Source organism: Marinobacterium rhizophilum (genome assembly GCF_024397915.1).
Lineage (GTDB): Bacteria > Pseudomonadota > Gammaproteobacteria > Pseudomonadales > Balneatricaceae > Marinobacterium_A > Marinobacterium_A rhizophilum_A.
This window is the reverse complement of sequence record NZ_CP073347.1, coordinates 1,825,395-1,845,328: the sequence shown is the minus strand read 5'-3', so window position 1 is coordinate 1,845,328 and position 19,934 is coordinate 1,825,395. Positions and strand designations below refer to the sequence as shown.

Sequence of the window (19,934 nt, the reverse complement as noted above, 5' to 3'; positions counted from 1 at the left end):
GAGGAGATTCGTCATGGCTATCGGGGATGTGGCAGGTAGTGTCAGCTTTGTTTTCGGAACCGTTATAGCGGTAGGCACCAATGGCGCCGAGCGTGTGCTCTCCCTCGGAGATACCCTGTATGAAGGTGAGCAAATTCGCGTGGCGGAAGGTGCGCGAATAGAAATTGCCGCGACCAATGGTGAGTTGCTGGCGCTGGGTTCCGGTCAGGAGGCAATGGTTGATGCTGGCTTCCTGACGGCCAGCAGCGGTGATGCTCAGGTACTGGGTCAGGATGTTGCTGCAACGGTGACGTCGATCACGGGTACCGTTGTGGCAGTGGCAGCTGATGGCAGTGAGCGTATTCTGGCGGTGGGCGATGTGCTGTTTGAAGGCGAGCTGATCCGTGTTGCCAGTGGTGGTAGCGTGCAGCTCACGGGCGCCTCCGGTGAAACGGTTTCCCTCGCCTCGGGTCAGCAGGCGCTCATCACTCCCGAGTTCTATGCCGATGCCGCCCAGTTCGATGCGTCCCAGTCGGTTGCATCAGGCTCCAGTGCCGATCAGGCCTTGCAGCAGACCGGCGAAATTGATGCCATTCAGGCCGCGATCCTGGCCGGTGAAGATCCTACCGCCGTGGCCGAAGCAACCGCCGCCGGGCAGGCTGCCGGTGACGCTGGCGGCCCCGGGGATTCTGGCTCATCCTTTGTATTGCTGTCCCGAACCGGTCAGGAAGTGACACCGGAGGCGGGCTATCCCACTATCGGCCTGAGTCGTGGCTTTACCGTCCCTGAAAACGAAGACGTTCTGCTGACCGAGGCAGAGCCCGTTGTGAGTGTTGTCATCAAGGAGCCAGAGCCGCCGCAAGGAGGGGAGCCGCCTCCTGAGCCGACCCCCGACTTCCCCATAGTGGTAAGTGGCAGTGGTGCGCTGGTGCTGGAGGGCACCAATGGCGGAGAACCGAGAGTCATAACGTTTCTGCTGACGCTCGACAAGGCTTATAGCCAGGATGTCACGGTCACCTATGAGCTGCGTCCCGGTACCGCCAGTTACCCCGATGACTGGTTCGACGGTCAGCTGATCAATGTGGTGGTGATTCCTGCCGGGGAGACGGTGTTTGAAGTTCCAATCAGCATCGTGATGGATCACCTGGACGAGGGCAATGAAACTTTCGAAATCGTTCTGCTCAGTGCCGATGGTGCCAGTCTCGATCCCAGCGCCAGTTCAGCAAATGTCACCATCATTGACGATGACACTACGCCCGTGGCGGTGGACGACAGCAATAGCATCAGCGATCCGGATGCCGTGTCTGCCCAGGGCAATGTGCTGGACAACGACACCGATGAGGATGGCGACGATATCGCCGGCAACCTGGAAGTGGTGATCCCGCAGGGTGAGACTGAAATTGCGCTGCAGCATCAGTATGGTGACCTGACTATCCAGAGCGACGGCAGCTACGAGTTTGTGCTGAACGATGAGGGCAAGGCGGCATTCCTCGCACTGGATGACAGTGATCCCGATCTGGAAATCAGCTTCCCCGATGCCTACCAGGTCACCGACGGCTACAACCCCGGCAATACTGCCGATGTTGTGATCACGTTGGTTGGTACGAACGACGGCCCTGAAGTGGTGGTTGATACCGGTAATCCTGAGGGCGCCAATGACGTTGTGTACGAATCCGGTCTGGCGGTGGGTTCGGACAGTGCTGCCGATACCGAATTTGCGTTTGGCAGCTTTACGCTGTCGGATCCTGACGGCCTCGACGATCTGGTGTCCATCAGCATAAACGGTGAAGCCCCCGTACTGATAGGTGATCTGGTCAATGCAACCTTTGCCGGTGCCAGTGGCACCCTGACGATCACCGCCTACGATGCACTTACGGGGGTTGCCAGTTACCAGTACGAACTCACCAGTCCAACCACCGATGTGGACGCTGTTGTTGAGACCGATGTTTTCAGTCTGACGGTTTCGGACGGTACCCTGATCTCGGCGCCGGCGGCGATCACCATCGAAATTGTCGATGATGTGCCCGATGCCGACCCGGATTCGGGTGATGTCATTGAAGGTGCCACCCTGGTGGTGGCTGCCGCCGCGGGTGTACTGGTTAATGATACTGAAGGTGCGGATGGTGCCTCCTTGCAGGGTGTGCGTGCCGCCAATGGTGATACAACCACGCCTGTCAGTGGTGATATAGGTAGCGAAATTGGCGGTGAGTACGGCACCCTCACGCTCAATGCCGATGGCAGTTACAGCTATAAATCGACCGCCAATGCCATTGGCAGCGATGCGCAGGATGTATTCGTATACACCCTGGTGGATGGCGATGGTGATACGTCGACCACAACGCTGACCATTAACCTGACCAATGTCGGGCTGGTCGTGGAAGACGACAATGCGGTACAGGTGAACGAAGCGGCGCTGGATGAAATCAAGGACGGAGATGACCTCGTTGCTGGTACCGTAACCGGTAGCGATCCGGGCAGTACGGCTGAAACCTCGACGGCCGGCGACCTGAGCGACAATGTGGCGGGTGGCACTGGCCCCTATACATTTGCTCTTGATGGAGGGGCAGCCGGCACGTACGGCACAATCCAGGTCAACAGCGACGGTACCTACATCTATACCCTGACAGCGCCGGTGACCAGCGATCCGGCGACTGATGATGGCCCCAATGTTGAACTGGGAGCTGACAGCTTCAATTTCACGGTGACTGACGCAAACGGCAATACGGGTCAGGGCACGATTTATATCAATATTGTCGACGACGTGCCCAGTGTCACCATCGGAATCACTGGTGAAGGCGGTGAGGCCGCCGTGGTGCTGCAGACCGACGATGCCCTGACCGACGGCGATCCGACCGACGATGATGTTGCGGTATCGAGTGCCGCCTTTGGAGGCATCTTTGCCGCGACGCCGATTTACGGTGCCGACGGTGCAGGCAGCACGGTGGTCAGCTACAGCCTGGCCCTGGCGGCGGGTGTCAGCAATGGCGATGATTCGGGGCTTAACAGCGGCGGGGTGGATATTACCCTGGCGCTGGTGGGCGGCGAGATCGTCGGCAGTGCCGGCGGCACGCCCGTATTCACCATATCGGTGGATGGCGATGGCGTCGTCACGCTGACACAGTCCGAAGCCATTGATCATATCGAAGGCGGTGCCTTCGACGATGTGATTGCCCTGGCTAACGGCCTGGTTGAGCTGACGGCGACGGCGACCACCACCGACAGTGACGGTGATACCGCGACGGACAGTGCCAGCGTCGACCTTGGGGGCAATATCAGCTTTGTGGATGATGAACCCAGTGTCACTATTACCGCGACCGGTGAGGCCGCCGTGGTGCTGCAGACCGACGATGCCCTGACCGACGGCGATCCGACCGACGATGATGTTGCGGTATCGAGTGCCGCCTTTGGAGGCATCTTTGCCGCGACGCCGATTTACGGTGCCGACGGTGCAGGCAGCACGGTGGTCAGCTACAGCCTGGCCCTGGCGGCGGGTGTCAGCAATGGCGATGATTCGGGGCTTAACAGCGGCGGGGTGGATATTACCCTGGCGCTGGTGGGCGGCGAGATCGTCGGCAGTGCCGGCGGCACGCCCGTATTCACCATATCGGTGGATGGCGATGGCGTTGTCACGCTGACACAGTCCGAAGCCATTGATCATATCGAAGGCGGTGCCTTCGACGATGTGATTGCCCTGGCTAACGGCCTGGTTGAGCTGACGGCGACGGCGACCACCACCGACAGTGACGGTGATACCGCGACGGACAGTGCCAGCGTCGACCTTGGGGGCAATATCAGCTTTGTGGATGATGAACCCAGTGTCACTATTACCGCGACCGGTGAGGCCGCCGTGGTGCTGCAGACCGACGATGCCCTGACCGACGGCGATCCGACCGACGATGATGTTGCGGTATCGAGTGCCGCCTTTGGAGGCATCTTTGCCGCGACGCCGATTTACGGTGCCGACGGTGCAGGCAGCACGGTGGTCAGCTACAGCCTGGCCCTGGCGGCGGGTGTCAGCAATGGCGATGATTCGGGGCTTAACAGCGGCGGGGTGGATATTACCCTGGCGCTGGTGGGCGGCGAGATCGTCGGCAGTGCCGGCGGCACGCCCGTATTCACCATATCGGTGGATGGCGATGGCGTTGTCACGCTGACACAGTCCGAAGCCATTGATCATATCGAAGGCGGTGCCTTCGACGATGTGATTGCCCTGGCTAACGGCCTGGTTGAGCTGACGGCGACGGCGACCACCACCGACAGTGACGGTGATACCGCGACGGACAGTGCCAGCGTCGACCTTGGGGGCAATATCAGCTTTGTGGATGATGAACCCAGTGTCACTATTACCGCGACCGGTGAGGCCGCCGTGGTGCTGCAGACCGACGATGCCCTGACCGACGGCGATCCGACCGACGATGATGTTGCGGTATCGAGTGCCGCCTTTGGAGGCATCTTTGCCGCGACGCCGATTTACGGTGCCGACGGTGCAGGCAGCACGGTGGTCAGCTACAGCCTGGCCCTGGCGGCGGGTGTCAGCAATGGCGATGATTCGGGGCTTAACAGCGGCGGGGTGGATATTACCCTGGCGCTGGTGGGCGGCGAGATCGTCGGCAGTGCCGGCGGCACGCCCGTATTCACCATATCGGTGGATGGCGATGGCGTTGTCACGCTGACACAGTCCGAAGCCATTGATCATATCGAAGGCGGTGCCTTCGACGATGTGATTGCCCTGGCTAACGGCCTGGTTGAGCTGACGGCGACGGCGACCACCACCGACAGTGACGGTGATACCGCGACGGACAGTGCCAGCGTCGACCTTGGGGGCAATATCAGCTTTGTGGATGATGAACCCAGTGTCACTATTACCGCGACCGGTGAGGCCGCCGTGGTGCTGCAGACCGACGATGCCCTGACCGACGGCGATCCGACCGACGATGATGTTGCGGTATCGAGTGCCGCCTTTGGAGGCATCTTTGCCGCGACGCCGATTTACGGTGCCGATGGTGCAGGCAGCACGGTGGTCAGCTACAGCCTGGCCCTGGCGGCGGGTGTCAGCAATGGCGATGATTCGGGGCTTAACAGCGGCGGGGTGGATATCACCCTGGCGCTGGTGGGCGGCGAGATCGTCGGCAGTGCCGGCGGCACGCCCGTATTCACCATATCGGTGGATGGCGATGGCTTTGTCACGCTGACACAGTCCGAAGCCATTGATCATATCGAAGGCGGTGCCTTCGACGATGTGATTGCCCTGGCTAACGGCCTGGTTGAGCTGACGGCGACGGCGACCACCACCGACAGTGACGGTGATACCGCGACGGACAGTGCCAGCGTCGACCTGGGCGGCAATATCAGCTTTGTCGATGATGAGCCCAGCGTGACGCTGACGCTGGGCAGTGACACCAATGTGGTGCTGAAGACGCAGGACAGCAGAACGGACGGCGACCCGACCGAGACAGATACCGCCACCAGCGCAGTTGTTTTCGGGGTTCCGGTGACCCTGTCGACGTCCACGGGGGCGGATGGGCTGTCGAGCGCGGGTTACAGTTTTGCTCTGAGTCTGGTGTCGGGGGATGGAACATCCTCGGGTTTAAGCAGTGGTGGGGCGGATATCTTCCTGTATCAGCTGGCAGATGGCACGGTGGTGGGGTCGACCAGCCTGTCAGCGCCCGTCTCTATTGATGCCAGCGTGGTGTTCAGTATCGGTGTTGCGGCTGACGGCAAGGTCACCCTGAGCCAGTACGGCGTCCTGGATCATACCCTCGCAGAGTCGATGCCGGCCTACGATGATGATGTGCAGGTGCTGGCGAATGGGTTGGTTAATCTCAGTGTCTCCTACACCATCGTTGACGGTGATGGCGACTCGGCAACGGATACCCAGGTTATTGACCTTGGGGGGAATATCCAGTTTGCCGATGACGGCCCAAGTGCCTTTGCTCCGATGTCGACCACTATTGTCAATTCTGCGTCAGCGGGTGGCGTTGCGGCACTGGATGTATTCGGTAATACCGGTGCTGACGGCCTCGGCAGCACGGTTTTCGTCGGCACTGACGGCACTCAATTGTTCGCAGCCGACGGAGTGACGGCGGTAACCAGCGGCGGTGAAGACCTGTTCATGACCGGATTCGGTACCGACACCCTGGAGGTGCGTGACGGCGCTGATACGCTGGTGATGACCATTACGCTGAACCCGGATGCAGATACGCAATCAAGTGATCTGTACACAGTTGAACTGCATCAGAAAATTGATGACGGCTCCGGGGTATTGTTCGATGACTTCAGCGATACGGCGGCAGGCTTGAATCAATGGGTCGGTGTCGATGGTGATGGCGGAGATATCATGGACGATACCAACGACAGCCAGGATTTGCTGGTCACCGCCCCCGGCAGTACGGTGAATACCGACAGTGATGACATTGGTGTTGGTGGGGGTCAGGCGCTGAATCCCGATGATATCCTGCGGCTCGACTTTGTGACTGACTTGCGTCGTGATGGCGCGGACGATGAGAAAGACCCGACGGGTTTCATCTACGATGACCACTACGCGGTGAATAACTTCTCTGTTACGTTGATTCAGGTGCAGGGGAATGCAAACCAGGTGGCTGCCCTTGGCTTTAAAATTCTCGATTTTGATGATACCGGAAATAAAAAGGACCTTGCTGGCAACTCGACCCCGCTTGCGCTGATGCTGGCGTCGGTGGTCGTGACGGCTGCGGACGGTGTCACGGTTCTAACATTGGGTGTCGACTACTTTACTTCGATGAGTGGCGACATCTTGTATGTGTCCGGGGTAAAGGCGGGGCAGAGTATTAGCTTTATGGGCGCATCCGACTTCGAAGCCGTCGAAATCGAGAACGTTAGCGGACAGACCAACCCTGATGGCGGTACTTTCTCAGGTAACGCCTTTGCGCTGGGTGCTTTCGGGTTTGATACGGCGCTTGCGGGCAGTGATGTGTCGATGGCGTTTGATATAGCAATGGCCGATGGTGATGGGGATACCGTTGCGAGTACGATTGATCTCACTGTCAAGCCGGTAAATGGTGCCGTTACCGGAACCAGTGGGGATGACGCCCTCGGCGGTGCGGATACCGACGACGAACTCATCGGTGGTGCCGGCAACGATATCCTTACCGGTAATGGCGGCTCCGATATCTTCGTCTGGAATGACGGCGACGAGGGTACCCAGGCAGCGCCGGCGGTCGATACGGTGACAGACTTCAGCATTGCCGAGGGGGATGTGCTGAATCTGGCGGATCTGCTGCAGGGCGAGCACGATGGTTCGGGTGTCGATGCAGACAATCTGGATCAGTTCCTGAGTTTTGCCTGGGACGGTGCCAACACCACGGTTTCCATCGCCCATGATGCGCTCAACAGTGCGGACGTGACGCAGAAAATCGTACTGCAGGGCGTTGATCTGACGGCCGGTGGTACGCTGAATGATCAGCAAATTATCGATGCTCTGGTCGCGGGCAATAACCTGCTGACGGATCAGTAAAGCCACTAACGAAACTCTCGCTGGAGAAAGGGCTGACCTGAGTGTCAGCCCTTTTTATAACGGCTGCCGGTAGCAGTACGGCCGGTGCAGGGCGGGGCGGGACCGCACCGCTTTCTTCTTGCGCATCAGGGTTATTAACAGGTGCGTTTTCCGTTAGAATCCTCTGTTTTCCAATGCAACGGGCTTTGCCCCTCAGGGGCGGCAGAGGAACCGGAACGAATGCTGTTCAACAAGCTGCCAGATGACTTATTTCTGCCGCTCTCGGGTCAGAATCGCCATATCTATCAGGCGGTTATGCTCGCGCTGGCGGATCTGTTCTTCGATGAGGACCTGATCGACCCTTTCATCCCCAAGGACCTGGTGCGATCGGCCATCGAAGATGCGGTGGTACGCCTGGGGGTGCGCCGCTGGGAGCCGGAGGACGACGAGGATGCAGAGGGTGGCGAGCCGCCACGCTCGGCGGCGGAATATGCCAGCCGTGTATACCGTCGCCTGGTGCAGACCGGCTGGCTGGAAGAAGAGCAGCGCATTTACCGTACCTTCGTGCTGTTGTCGCCGTCGATCAGCTACCTGCTGCGGTCTCTGGTGTCCATCGCCAATCTGGAAAAACGCTCCTACGGCGGTGCCGTGCTGAACGTGCTCAGCTCGCTGGAATCTGCCATTAACGACCCGGTCGGTCGCGGTATCACGCTGGCGGAAGCGGCACAGACGGCGGCGGATTTCAGCGCCCACCTGACCGACATGCTGCTGGGGCTGCGCGAGCTCAAGATCAGCCTGGCAGAAACCAACAATGCGCAGGAAATCGTCCGGCGCTTCTTCGATCGTTTTGTTGAGCACATCCTGGTGTCGGACTACAAAACGCTGAAAACCAAGAACAACCCGTTCCGCTTCCGGCGTCAGATCCTGTCACTGTTGCGCGAGTTGCAGTTTGACAGTCTGCGGCTCGAGAAACTGACCGTGCACTACCAGATGCAGTTTGAAGTCAGTCACGACGAGGCCGAGGCGCGGGTGCATCAGCATATCAACCGCATTATCCGTATCTTCGATTCGGTGGATAAACGCCTGGCGACCATCGATGATTTCCGCTACCGGCTGGAAAAACGGGTGGCCGATACCGTGCGCTACATGGACAAGACCACGCCGGGCATGGCCGCGCGCCTGTCCCGCGTGATCAGCGAGATTGCGCGCCGCCCGGATGCAGAAATACCGCGGGTCGATACGCTGGAATCCATCAGCTTCCTGTCACCCTCCAGTGTGCGCTCGCCCATGCGCCGGCGCATCGAGGCGCAGCCCCGGGTGATTCACCAGGCCGAGATCGACCCGAAAGTACTGGAGCTGCGGCGCCTGTTCAAGGAATACAAGGAGCGTCGGGAAGTGACGCCCGAACGCATAGATGCCTACCTCGAGAGCAACCTGGGTACGCGCAACAGCCTGGAGGCCGGCGGCTTTCGTATCGAGACGATCGAAGACTATATCTGTTTCAGCTATGTGCGCCACCTGGCCTCGCTTGGCAAGAAGGGCAAGGGCACCATGCAGGCCTACTCGGTTCGCTTCAAGGACAACTATGTCAATGTGGCCGATATGGTTGAGTGTCGAGATTTCGTGATTCAAAGGAAACTATAAATGCTGGGTGATCTGCAGAAAATCATCGGTCGAAGCGACCAGTACAAGGCCGACGACTTTTCCCGCGCGGCGAACCTGCTGCTGGTCAGTCAGTTTCTTTACGCCGAGCGGCCGGGGCACCGCGACAGTTATTTCCTGGTGGCATCCCATGTCGATTATTTCACCAACCTGTTCGAGGCCATCGGCTGGTCGCTGATCTATCAGCCGGACGAAGCCTACCTGGGTGTATTGCCCAAGGGCGAAGAACGGGTCATGCGGTTGCGCCTCGATGAATCGCTGCTGCTGCTGTGCCTGCGCCAGCAGTACGAGCAGAAACTGGAGAATTTCGAAGTCGAGGGCGGCAAGGCCTATACCAGCACTGACGAGCTGCTGGGGCTGTACGAGAACCTGACGGCCAAGGAGATCCCCAACGAAACCCGCCTGAAGGAAATCCTGTCGCTGTTTTCGCGCCATGGCCTGATCGAGCGCGGCAAGCCGCTGGAAACCGAACCGAAAAACCTTCCGCTGGGCATTAATCCCACCATCCGCCAGGTGGTGGTCGAGGACTTCGTCGGTCAGCTGGAAGCCCTGTGTGACGCGGATCCCCGCGATGAAATGGTGCCTGCCGAGGAGGCCGCTGATGAAGCAGCTCAATAGAATCGTTCTGGTCAACTGGTATGTACTCGGTGCCATTGAAATCCCGATCAAGGGCAATGTCGCCATCGTCGGGCCCAATGGGTCCGGCAAGTCGTCGTTGCTGGATGCGATCCAGACCGTGCTTATGGGCGGTCACAAGCGTTACCTGAGCTTTAACGCCTCGGCCGGGGAAAAGAGCGAGCGCAGCCTGCGGACCTACTGCCTGGGGATGATGGATGACAGCGGCAAGAAGGGTAACGCCCGCGAAGATGCCATCAGCTACATGGCGCTGAGCTTTTTCGATACCGAAACGGCGCGCGAAAGCTGCGTCGGCATTGCCATCAGTGCCTCCACCGCGTCGGCCGACGAAGACATCCTGGGGCGTTTTATCCTGCAGGATTTTTCTGTCTCGCTGGATGATTTCACCCGTCGCGAGGGCGAGGGGCGTATTCCCCGCGCCTGGAACGAGGTGCGCGCCAGCCTGCTCAAGGCGTGCCCGGATATGGTGCTGGAAAAGCGCGCCAATCGCTTTATTCGCGAAATGGTCACGCACCTGAGCCATGATCCGCAGATGCCCAATGATGACGAGAAATTCGTTAAGAACTTCCGTAATGCGCTGAAGTTCCTGCCCATCGACAGCCCAACCCGCTTTATCCGCGAGTTCGTGCTGGACGAGAGCATCGTGCATGTCGGTGCCTTTCGAAAGTCGCTCGACGAATACCGCGCCATGGAGCACAAGACGCAGGAGGTCTCCCGGCGCATCGAGGAACTCGAAAAGGTACAGGAACTGTGCCGGGGTATTGCGCGAAATGTACGCAATGCCGTGGAATACGAGTGGGTGGTGCACGAGTCCCGCTTTGAGAACACCGATCTGAAAAAAGAGGCAGCGGCCGAACGCCTGGAAGAGAACCAGGAAAAAGAGGGCGCCTACCAGCTGAAGCTGGAGCAGCAGTCCGATAAGCTGAACCAGATCATGCAGGACCTGGCCGAAGCCCGTGCCCGCCTGAACAACACCGACAGCGCGCACCAGATCAAGGCGCTGGAATCCGCCATCACCGCGCGCCAGCATGAGCTCGGGGGGATCAAGGACCGTATCCAGCATGTTCACAGCGTGTTGCGCACGACCGTCGGCTTTGCCAGCTTCGAGCAGCTGATGCCGGAAAATTTCCGCCCCGTCATTCAGCAGTCCGTCAGCCTGTGGCGCGAGGGCGGCGACATGATGGCCGACCTCTGGCCCGAGTCACCGGTTGAGGTCGACAACAACCTGGAACAGCTCAAGAAGCATGTCGACGGCGTACGGCGCGAAATCGCCCGCCAGTTCGAGCGCTCGGTGATACGCATCAACGAACTGCGCTCTGAAATCCAGAACCAGAAAGGTGCGGTGGAGCAGCTCAAGCAGGGGCGGGCGCCGGTGCGCCGCAATACCCAGGAACTGATGGAGCTGCTGGCGGAATACGGTATCGAGTCGACCCCCATCTGCGAGCTGGTCGATATCAATGACGACAAATGGCGCGTGGCAATCGAATCCTTCCTGGGTGCCCGGCGCGAGGCGCTGGTGGTGGACCCGGACCGGGTCAAGGAAGCCATCACCATTTACCGTCGCAAAGGCCGTCATCTCAAGGGCAGCCGTATCATCAATACCACCAAGAGCGATGACTGGCTGGGGCGTTACAAGGCCGGTTCCCTGGCGCACTTTATCGACACCGACAACGAGCATGCGCGGGCGTACATGAACCGTGCCCTGGGGTCGGTGATGGCGGTGGAAACCGAAACCGAACTGTTGCGGCACGAACGCGCCCTGACCTATGACTGCATGCTGCAGTCCGAGGGCTCGACCACTGCGATCAATGAAATGCAGCCCATCATGGGCATTCGCCGCCGCGCCAGCCAGCTGGAGGTGCAGGGTCGCCAGGTTGACCAGATGGTGAATGAGTTCACGACCCTGGGCAAACAGCACAGTGCGCTGGAAAAACTGCGGGACAACCTGATCAGCCTGGCCAATGCGCTGCTGGGCGTGAATGGGCGGGTGTTTGACCTGGTCAACCAGCGCGAGCAGCTGAACGGCGAGATCGAAGGCCAGCGCCAGGCTGTCGAGGACCTGCGTAACCAGGATGACAGTGGCATCCAGCAGACGATCGCTGATCTCGTGGCGGCGCAGAAAAGCGCCACCGATGAGCAGAAGCAGTTAATGGACCGCCTGCAAAAAGCCCGCACGGCCATGATCAAGGACAACGCCGCGGTTGAGGTGCTGGAGCAGGAACTGGTGGAGCACAGTGCGGCCCGCGGCCGCTGCCAGGAAAATCCGATCTTTGATGCCCAGGCGGCACAGGAAAAGCGCGACTACCTGGATGAAACCTGTGTCGGCGAGCTGGAACGTATTATCTTCGAGGCGGCCAAGAAGGCCCAGGCGGAGCTGCAGCTGCACGACAAGAAGAAAAACGCTGTGCGTGATGCCGTGGCCCAGTACAAGGCACGTTACCACGGCGGTGGTCTGAGCCATCAGGCGCTGGACATGATCAATGCCGATTCGAGCCACGCAGACCTTGAGGCCTTTGTCGACAAGACAGTGGCGGCGCTGGTTGACTCCGAGCTGGCAGAGTATGCCAAGAAAGCCGAACGGGCCCGCCTGGAGGCCGAAACGGCATTCCGTTCGGACTTCGTGGCGCACCTGAACGATCAGATCGACAAGATCAAGGATCTGATTCGCGAACTGAACGCGCACCTCAAGAACCGTCCGTTCCACAAGGAAATGTACAGTTTCGAGATGATGCCCAACCCCGAGCTCAAGGATATTCTGGAGCTGGTCGAAGCCTATACCCGCATGGACCAGGCCAATGTGGGGTCGCTGTTCGATCTTAAGAATGACGGCGACAAGCCGCATCACCAGGCACTGGAAAAAATCCACGACGTTCTGAAAGACGAAGGCGAGAGCAGTCTGTTGCAGGATTATCGCAACTTCTACAACTTTGAGCTGGTGGTCAAGGATCTGGATGGAAACCGCAAAACGACACTGACGCAGCGTATCAAGACCGGCTCAGGCGGTGAGCATCAGGTGCCGTTCTATGTGGCCATGGCTGCGGCCATGGGCGCGACCTACCGCCTGCGCGAAGGCGCCGATGGTCTGCCACTGGGGGGCATGAGCCTGTCGGTGTTCGATGAGGCGTTCAACAAGCTGGACTCCGAGAACACCATTACCTCGCTGGCGTTCATGAGTGACCTGGGGCTGCAGACGATCATTGCCGCGCCGGACGAGAAGTACTCGCTGCTCAGTTCCTGCATGGATACGATCATCAACGTCTGCCGTGACGGGCGCGTGGTGGATATTGATGTCGAGTTCCCTACCGAAAAGGGCAAGGAACTGCTGAACTCGGATCATCCGCGCACCCTGCTGGCGGCAATGTCGGAAGGCCCGCTGGACGAGGTGCTGGAACCCGCCTGAGCCGCCAGGAGATGCAGACGCTTTGCCGCCGGCTGGCTTAAAAAGCCGGCGGCTGCTGCAGTCTTGGCTGTGGCGGCCGCAGGTCTGGTACCAGGCTGGCGACGGCCTGGCGTCGGTGCAGCAGGTAGAGGCGTCCGTTGCGCCAAAGACCCAGCCAGTGTTCGGGGGCATCCAGAGCCTGCAGCAGCAGAGTACTGCCGTTTTCGTTGTCGGGGGTGTCAGATGCCGGTATGAACCGCAGGTCCTGCCACTGATCATTGGCCAGCAGACGGCAGAGGTTGTGGCTATCCCAAAGATCCGGGTTCTGCTGCAGTGGCGCGAGCAGCCCCAGGCGGGAGGGCGAACTGATGTGTCGTTCGCGGGCAAAATAACGCCTTACACTCAAGTCGGTATGCACGCCCAGCAGAGAGTTGTCCCGTACATTGCTGCGAAAATCCAGTGATTCCAGGCCCTCGATGAGCTTGTCCAGGCGCCAGTTGCAGGCCCTGATCAGGGCCCAGGCGGGTTCCAGTGACTGGCGCGAACCCAGGCTGAATTTTACCGCTTCGCGGCCATCGCGTATCGCGCTGCCAAGCAGCGTGATCTGCAGAAAGCCGGTCTGGAAGTCCACCAGGCACTCCGGGGTTTCTATAAAGCAATAGGGCGATTCGCGCTGGCACAGGCCGATCCAGTGATCTCGGTGGTTGAGGGCGGGCAAAACTCGAATCAGCATGGGGCACGGGGTCGTAAAAGTGATTGAAAAGTATATCGAAAAGCGAGAGAGGCAACCATGAAACTGTTAAACCGTGCGGCCTTTGCGCTGCTGCCGCGCCAGCCGTTTGCCGACTGGGTCGGCTCGCTGCCTGCCGATGTCGCTCAGGAGTCGGATCCAGACACCAGCCTGGCGGCATTGCGGGCCGAGGGGACGCTGTACCTGATCGATGAAGTCTTTAGCGAAACGGACTTTGATGCAGCCGTGCAACGACACTGGCGGCAGATGTTCGAGAACGAGCTGTCGGCCTGGGACGAGTTTGCCGACCATTGGCCGGCCGGTCTCAGTATTGAGCTGTTTGATGGCTGGTTCGAGCTGCAGCCGCAGCTGATGGCGATTGACCTGTCTTCCAGCCCGCTGCTGCTGGCGCCGCTGCAAGAGTGATCAGGCCCGAAAATTGCTGGCTTGAGGGTATGGCGGCTGGCTTGGAGCCTGTCAATGGTGCCTTGGTCGCCGGTACCTTGGCAGCATTGAGTCCAGCGGGGTTGCAGGGTATCAATAGCCGTTCAGCGAAAGGAGTCCAGGCATGACCGACCTCACCCAGACTGTAACGAATCAACCCGGGTTCGAGCTGCACCCGCTGCGTGCGTCCCTGTACGACGAGCTGCATTCGCGTCCGTTTCAGCAGATTCAGGCGCCCGCCAGGGTTACGCACCTGGCGGTGCTGTGCCCGGAGTCCGAGCGGGCACGGCAGTTTCGCCATCTGCAGGCGTTGTGCGAGCTGTTCGGTGCACCGGTACCGGCGCAGGACAGCAGCTGCTTTCAGCAGGATTTCGGGGACCTGCGGGTAAGGCGCGAAACCCATATGGAGTTCGTGGCCTATACCTTTATCCACCTGGGTGCGGTCGATGCCGCCATACCCGCTGCCGATGCGCCCTTCGCCCTTACGGCTCTGGCGCTGCTGCCCCCGGGCTGGCTGGATCAATTGCATGGTGCCGTGGTGGGTGCCTTCCATGTTGCTTTCGAGTATAGCGAGCTGGAGGGCAAGCAGCTGCTGCCCCAGGCCAAACGCAACTTCGAGGGCATGCGCCTGATTGGCAGCAGTCCGCAGCAGGGGGATGCCCATATATGGACCAGCTTCAGGCTGCACAGCGATGGTTTCGGGCGTTTTCTGGTGTACAACCGCGGCATGTCACCGAGCCAGCTCGGCCGGCTTATGCAGCGCCTGCTGGAAATCGAGACCTACCGGCTGCTAATGCTGCTCGGCATGCCGCTGGCGCGCAGCATTGCCCCCGAGCTGTCGGTCATGGATGCGGGTCTTGCCGATATCACCCGGCGCCTGGCCGGGAACGCAGATCTGGACGAGGCGGTAATCCTGGCGGAGCTTACCGCCATGGCGGCACGGGTCGAAGACTTTCGCGCCCAGTCGACCTTTCGTTTCAGCGCTACCCGGGCGTACCATGAACTGGTGCTCAAGCGCCTGGATGAACTCAACGAAGATGAAGTCTCCGGGCACCTGACCCTCACCGAATTCATCACTCGGCGGGTGACGCCGGCGGTGCGCACCTGCGAGACGGTGGGGCGGCGGCTGGAGGACCTGTCCCGGCGCATAGACCGCGTCTCGGACATGATGCGCACCCGCGTCGAGCTGTCGATCCAGGGGCAGAACAGGGCCTTGCTGGCGTCGATGGACCGGCGTTCGCGCATCCAGCTGATGATGCAGCACACCGTCGAGGGTCTGTCTGTGGCAGCGATCAGCTATTACAGCGTCGGCCTGCTCAAGCATATTATTACCGCGGTCTATGATGCCGGTGTGCCGCTGAACAAGGACCTGGCCGTGGGCGTATCGGTTCCGCTGGTGCTGGGTACGGTGTGGTTTGTGACCCGGCGTATTCATAAACATTTTCATGAGCTGGCCCGGGAAGAGCGCAGTGCAGAAGCAAGGCGCGGGTCGGCCAAACAGGCAGAGAAAAAATGAGCGTACAGGCAATTATCGAGCAAAAACTCAGCCAGGGGCTGAATATCGTGCAGCTGGATATCGAAAACGAAAGCCACATGCACTCGGGGCCGGCGACGGAAAGCCATTTCAAGCTGGTGCTGGTGTCGGATGATTTTGCCGGCAAGCGGCTGGTGCAGCGGCATCAGCTTATCTTCGGGCTGCTTAGCCACGAAATGAGCAACCCGATACATGCGCTGTCGATGCACCTCTACACAACCGAGGAATGGCAGGCGCGGCAGCAGCAGGCGCCGACGTCTCCCGATTGCATGGGCGGTTCCCACTAGGCTGCCGGTCTGGCCCCGCTGCCATGCAGGAAGTCGGGCGCCATTATCGAGGGCTACCAGCTGTGCCCCTTGAACTTCCAGTCGATGGCATCGATGGTGTCGTCGACGATGGTTACGCGGATTTCCTTGCCGGCGTCGATGTAGGTCCAGCGCTCGGCCGCAAGGCGGTAACGACAGCGATCATGCCCGTGGCGGCGCTCATACCGGCGGTAGTGTCGGCGATCAAAACGTGAGCTGCAGCGATAGCCGATCGGGCTGACCCACAGCGGCTGCCCTGCATGTTGCAACAGCTGTATCACCGAGTCGCCATCGCGAAACAGCTTGCCCCGGATATGCAGCTGATCGGCCAGGGTCGGGCCACTGAACAGGCCGCAGCTCAGCAGCAGGAGGAGCACAGGCAGGCTCAGTGCAGTAGTCGGACGGCGTTGCGTGGCGTGGTGAATCATCGGACAGGCACTCGGCTGTGGTTATGCCCGTTTGAGTCTGTGCCGTCTGGAATGTTTCAGGGAATTGGGTGGGGAGGCCCCTGCGGACAGGCTGTGCCCGCAGGGAGGGTGGCAGCGTGCCAGGCTCAGTCCTGGCAGATGGTCTTGAACAGCGAGAAGTACTGCGGGAAGGTCTTGGCCGTGCAGCCCGGGTCATTGATGGTGACCGGCGTATCGCTCAGCGCGACCAGCGAGAAGCACATCGCCATGCGGTGATCGTCGTAGGTATCGATGGCCGCGGTCGTCAGCTTTGCAGGCGGCGTGATCTCGATAAAGTCCTCGCCCTCCACCACGGTGGCACCGACCTTGCGCAACTCGGTGGCCATGGCGCTGAGGCGGTCGGTTTCCTTGACGCGCCAGTTGTAAATGTTGCGAATGGCCGTGGGGCCCTCGGCAAACAGGGCGGCGGTGCCGATGGTCATGGCGGCATCGGGAATGTGGTTCATGTCCAGGTCCACGCCCTTGAGTGTGCCGCGGGTGACTTCAATCCAGGTGGGGCCCCAGGTCACGCGGGCACCCATCTGTTCGAGTACATCGGCGAAGAGCCGGTCGCCCTGCACGCTGTCGCTGCCCACGCCATGAACACGAATGGTGCCGCCGGCGATGGCGGCCGCGGCAAGAAAATAGGACGCCGACGAGGCATCGCCTTCCACCATGATTTCACCGGGTGCGCGGTAGCACTGCTGACCCTTGATGTGAAAGCGCTGGTAATTGTCGTTTTCGACCTCGACGCCGAAGCTGCGCATGGCGTGCAGGGTAATGTCGATATAGGGCTTGGACACCAGCTCGCCGTCCATTTCGATGACCAGGTCGTCCTGGGCCAGGGGGGCGACCATCAGCAAGGCGGTAAGGAACTGGCTGGAGATATTGCCGCGAATCTTGACCGTTCCGCCCTGCAGGCCGTTGGCGCGAATCTTCAGCGGCGGGTAGCCTTCATCCTTCAGGTAGCTGATATCAGCTCCCAGTGCCCGCAGTGCATCTACCAGGTCCAGGATCGGGCGCTCATACATGCGCGGCTCGCCCGTCAGCTGGAATTCTCCCTGGCCCAGGCACAGTGCTGCGGTCAGGGGGCGCATGGCGGTGCCCGCGTTGCCGAGGAACAACTCGGCGCCGGTGCTGGCAAAGCTGCCGCCGATGCCTTGTACCGTGCAACTAAGACGGTCGTCCGACAGCTGATAGTTCACACCCAGTTGCTGGAGGGCGGTGAGCATGTGGCGTACGTCGTCACTGTCCAGCAGGTTGGTAATGTGGGTGCTGCCTTCGGCCAGCGCCGCCAGCAGCAGAATGCGGTTGGACAGGCTCTTGGAGCCGGGAATCTGGACTTCGCCGTTGACGCGGGCGACAGGTTGCAGGGTGATGCTTTCCATTGAATTCTCTTGTGCAGGTTTGCGCAGGGCATATACGTTACTGTCTTGCCGGCGTTACGTCGAGTCCTGTGTGCCGGTGGTGCGCGCAATCGGCGATTCTGCGGGGCTTTTGCGTGTTTGGCCAGGCTGAATTGGCTATGATGCCAAGGGCGAACGAGGAGACCGATACCCTGCATGGATACAGTGACCTACGAGTGGGAGCGCATTGCACGCATTGCGCTGGAGCATCGCCGGGAGCTGGTGCTGGCGAATCTGATCGCCTTGCTGGCGACCCTCGCGTCGGTACCCTTGCCCCTGCTGATGCCGCTGCTGGTTGACGAGGTTCTGCTCGACAAGCCCGGCCCGCTGATTGGCCTGATCAACCCGCTGGTGCCGGCGAGCTGGCAGGGGCCTGTGCTCTATATTCTGGCAATACTGCTGGTCACGGTTGTGCTGCGGGCCATCGCGCTGGTGCTGGGGGTCTGGCAGGCGCGCCAGTTTACGCTGGTGTCCAAGGACATTATTTTTCGCATTCGCAGCGACATGCTGGAACGGTTGCAGCGTATTTCCATGGCCGAGTATGAAACCCGGGGCAGTGGCGCCGTGACGTCCCACTTTGTCACCGATCTCGATACGCTGGACAAGTTCATCGGCGGCTCGGTCAGCAAGTTGCTGATCGCGCTGCTCTCCATTGTGGGTACCGCCGTTATTTTGCTGTGGATGCACTGGCAGCTGGCACTCTTTATTCTGTTTCTCAATCCGCTGGTGATCGCCCTGACCATGGCCATTGGCAAGCAGGTGAAACAGCTTAAAAAGCATGAGAATGCGGCATTTGAAGTCTTTCAGAATGCCCTTATCGAAACTCTGGATGCCATTCAGCAGATTCGGGCTTCCAACCGGGAGCGGCATTACCTGTCCCGCATGGTGGACGAGGCCCGCCGGGTGCGGGATCACTCGGCGGCCTTCGAGTGGCGCAGCGATGCGGCATCGCGTTTCAGCATGATGCTGTTTCTGGTGGGGTTTGATCTGTTCCGCGCCCTGTCGATGCTGATGGTGGTGTTCTCGGACCTGAGTGTCGGGCAGATGATCGCAGTCTTCGGCTATCTCTGGTTCATGATGGGACCGGTGCAGGAGGTCCTGGGAGTGCAGTATGCCTTCTATGCCGCCAAGGCGGCGCTGACACGCATCAATGGCCTGTTAATGCTGCAACAGGAACCGCGCTATCCGCATCTGCGCGACCCCTTCGCCGGGCACAGGACGGTATCGGTCGCGCTGCAAGCCGTCCATTTTAGTTACGCGCCCGGTCAGGATGTGCTGAATGGCATCAGCCTGACGGTGCCGGCGGGGCAGAAGATCGCGCTGGTGGGTGCCAGCGGTGGTGGCAAGTCGACGCTGGTGCAGGTCTTGCTCGGGCTCTATCCGACGGGCAGCGGCCGGATTCTGTACGGTGATGTACCCATCGAGGAGATTGGGCTGGATCGGGTGCGCGAGCGTGTCGCCACCGTATTGCAACAACCGGCGTTGTTTAATGGCACGGTGCGCAGCAATCTCACCCTGGGGCGGCAGTACACGGATGTCCAGCTGTGGCAGGCGCTGGAGATTGCTCAGTTGCGCGATTTTGTCGCTGACATGGAACAGGCGCTGGATACCCGGGTCGGGCGTCAGGGCGTGCGCCTCTCCGGTGGCCAGCGCCAGCGCCTGGCGATTGCGCGCATGGTACTGGCAGACCCCAGTGTGGTGATTCTGGATGAGGCCACATCGGCGCTGGATGCCCAGACCGAGGCCCGGTTGCATGCGGCGCTCAGTGACTTCCTGGTGGGGCGAACCACCCTGATCGTGGCGCATCGCCTGAGTGCGGTGCGCCAGGCGGACCATGTTTATGTGTTCGAGGATGGCCGCATCGCCGAAGAGGGGCCCCACGAGGTGCTGCTGGATCGCAACGGGCTTTACGCCCGCCTTTACGGGCATTACCAGTAGGGCG

The 19,934-nt window shown here is 60.2% G+C and carries 11 protein-coding genes; 8 read left to right on the top strand and 3 right to left on the bottom strand.

All coding sequences use genetic code 11. The annotated features are described in order from the left end of the window. Positions 1–13: 13 nt before the first annotated feature. From KDW95_RS08235 to KDW95_RS08220, 4 genes are all read left to right on the top strand, one after another. A complete protein-coding gene (locus KDW95_RS08235) occupies positions 14–7,471 on the top strand; it encodes a retention module-containing protein (protein ID WP_255855800.1) in 7,458 nt (2,485 codons plus the stop codon). 219 nt (positions 7,472–7,690) lie between these two features. Then, positions 7,691–9,094 carry a Wadjet anti-phage system protein JetA family protein gene (locus KDW95_RS08230; RefSeq protein ID WP_255855799.1) on the top strand — a complete coding sequence of 468 codons (1,404 nt, stop codon included), beginning with the start codon at positions 7,691–7,693 and terminating at the stop codon, positions 9,092–9,094. Beyond that, positions 9,095–9,730 (top strand): DUF4194 domain-containing protein, encoded by a 636-nt coding sequence (locus tag KDW95_RS08225; RefSeq protein ID WP_255855798.1) that lies wholly within the window; start codon positions 9,095–9,097, stop codon positions 9,728–9,730. Then, positions 9,714–13,148 carry an SbcC/MukB-like Walker B domain-containing protein gene (locus KDW95_RS08220; protein WP_255855797.1) on the top strand — a complete coding sequence of 1,145 codons (3,435 nt, stop codon included), beginning with the start codon at positions 9,714–9,716 and terminating at the stop codon, positions 13,146–13,148. The genes KDW95_RS08225 and KDW95_RS08220 overlap by 17 nt, the downstream gene beginning before the upstream one ends. A 37-nt stretch (positions 13,149–13,185) precedes the next feature. Here KDW95_RS08220 and KDW95_RS08215 read toward each other — a convergent pair whose 3' ends face one another. Continuing rightward, positions 13,186–13,860, bottom strand: coding sequence for a hypothetical protein (locus KDW95_RS08215; RefSeq protein WP_255855796.1), 675 nt, complete (start codon positions 13,858–13,860; stop codon positions 13,186–13,188). 57 nt (positions 13,861–13,917) lie between these two features. Here KDW95_RS08215 and KDW95_RS08210 point away from each other — a divergent pair, with 57 nt between their 5' ends. From KDW95_RS08210 to KDW95_RS08200, 3 genes are all read left to right on the top strand, one after another. Then, positions 13,918–14,283, top strand: coding sequence for a hypothetical protein (locus tag KDW95_RS08210; protein WP_255855795.1), 366 nt, complete (start codon positions 13,918–13,920; stop codon positions 14,281–14,283). 142 nt (positions 14,284–14,425) lie between these two features. Beyond that, positions 14,426–15,817 carry a DUF3422 family protein gene (locus KDW95_RS08205; RefSeq protein WP_255855794.1) on the top strand — a complete coding sequence of 464 codons (1,392 nt, stop codon included), beginning with the start codon at positions 14,426–14,428 and terminating at the stop codon, positions 15,815–15,817. Then, positions 15,814–16,122: a BolA family protein gene (locus KDW95_RS08200; RefSeq protein ID WP_255855793.1), complete on the top strand. Its 309-nt coding sequence runs from the start codon at positions 15,814–15,816 to the stop codon at positions 16,120–16,122. The genes KDW95_RS08205 and KDW95_RS08200 overlap by 4 nt, the downstream gene beginning before the upstream one ends. Positions 16,123–16,175: 53 nt before the next feature. Here KDW95_RS08200 and KDW95_RS08195 read toward each other — a convergent pair whose 3' ends face one another. Next, entirely contained in the window at positions 16,176–16,517 is a 342-nt protein-coding gene (locus tag KDW95_RS08195; protein ID WP_255855792.1) for a hypothetical protein, read from the bottom strand. Between the two features lie 176 nt (positions 16,518–16,693). Continuing rightward, complete coding sequence (gene aroA, locus KDW95_RS08190; protein WP_255855791.1) at positions 16,694–17,974, bottom strand: 3-phosphoshikimate 1-carboxyvinyltransferase; 1,281 nt, start codon at positions 17,972–17,974, stop codon at positions 16,694–16,696. Positions 17,975–18,148: 174 nt separating this feature from the next. Between aroA and KDW95_RS08185 the strand changes: the two genes are divergently transcribed. Beyond that, positions 18,149–19,930 (top strand): ABC transporter ATP-binding protein, encoded by a 1,782-nt coding sequence (locus KDW95_RS08185; RefSeq protein ID WP_255855790.1) that lies wholly within the window; start codon positions 18,149–18,151, stop codon positions 19,928–19,930. The last annotated feature ends 4 nt before the right edge of the window (positions 19,931–19,934 follow it).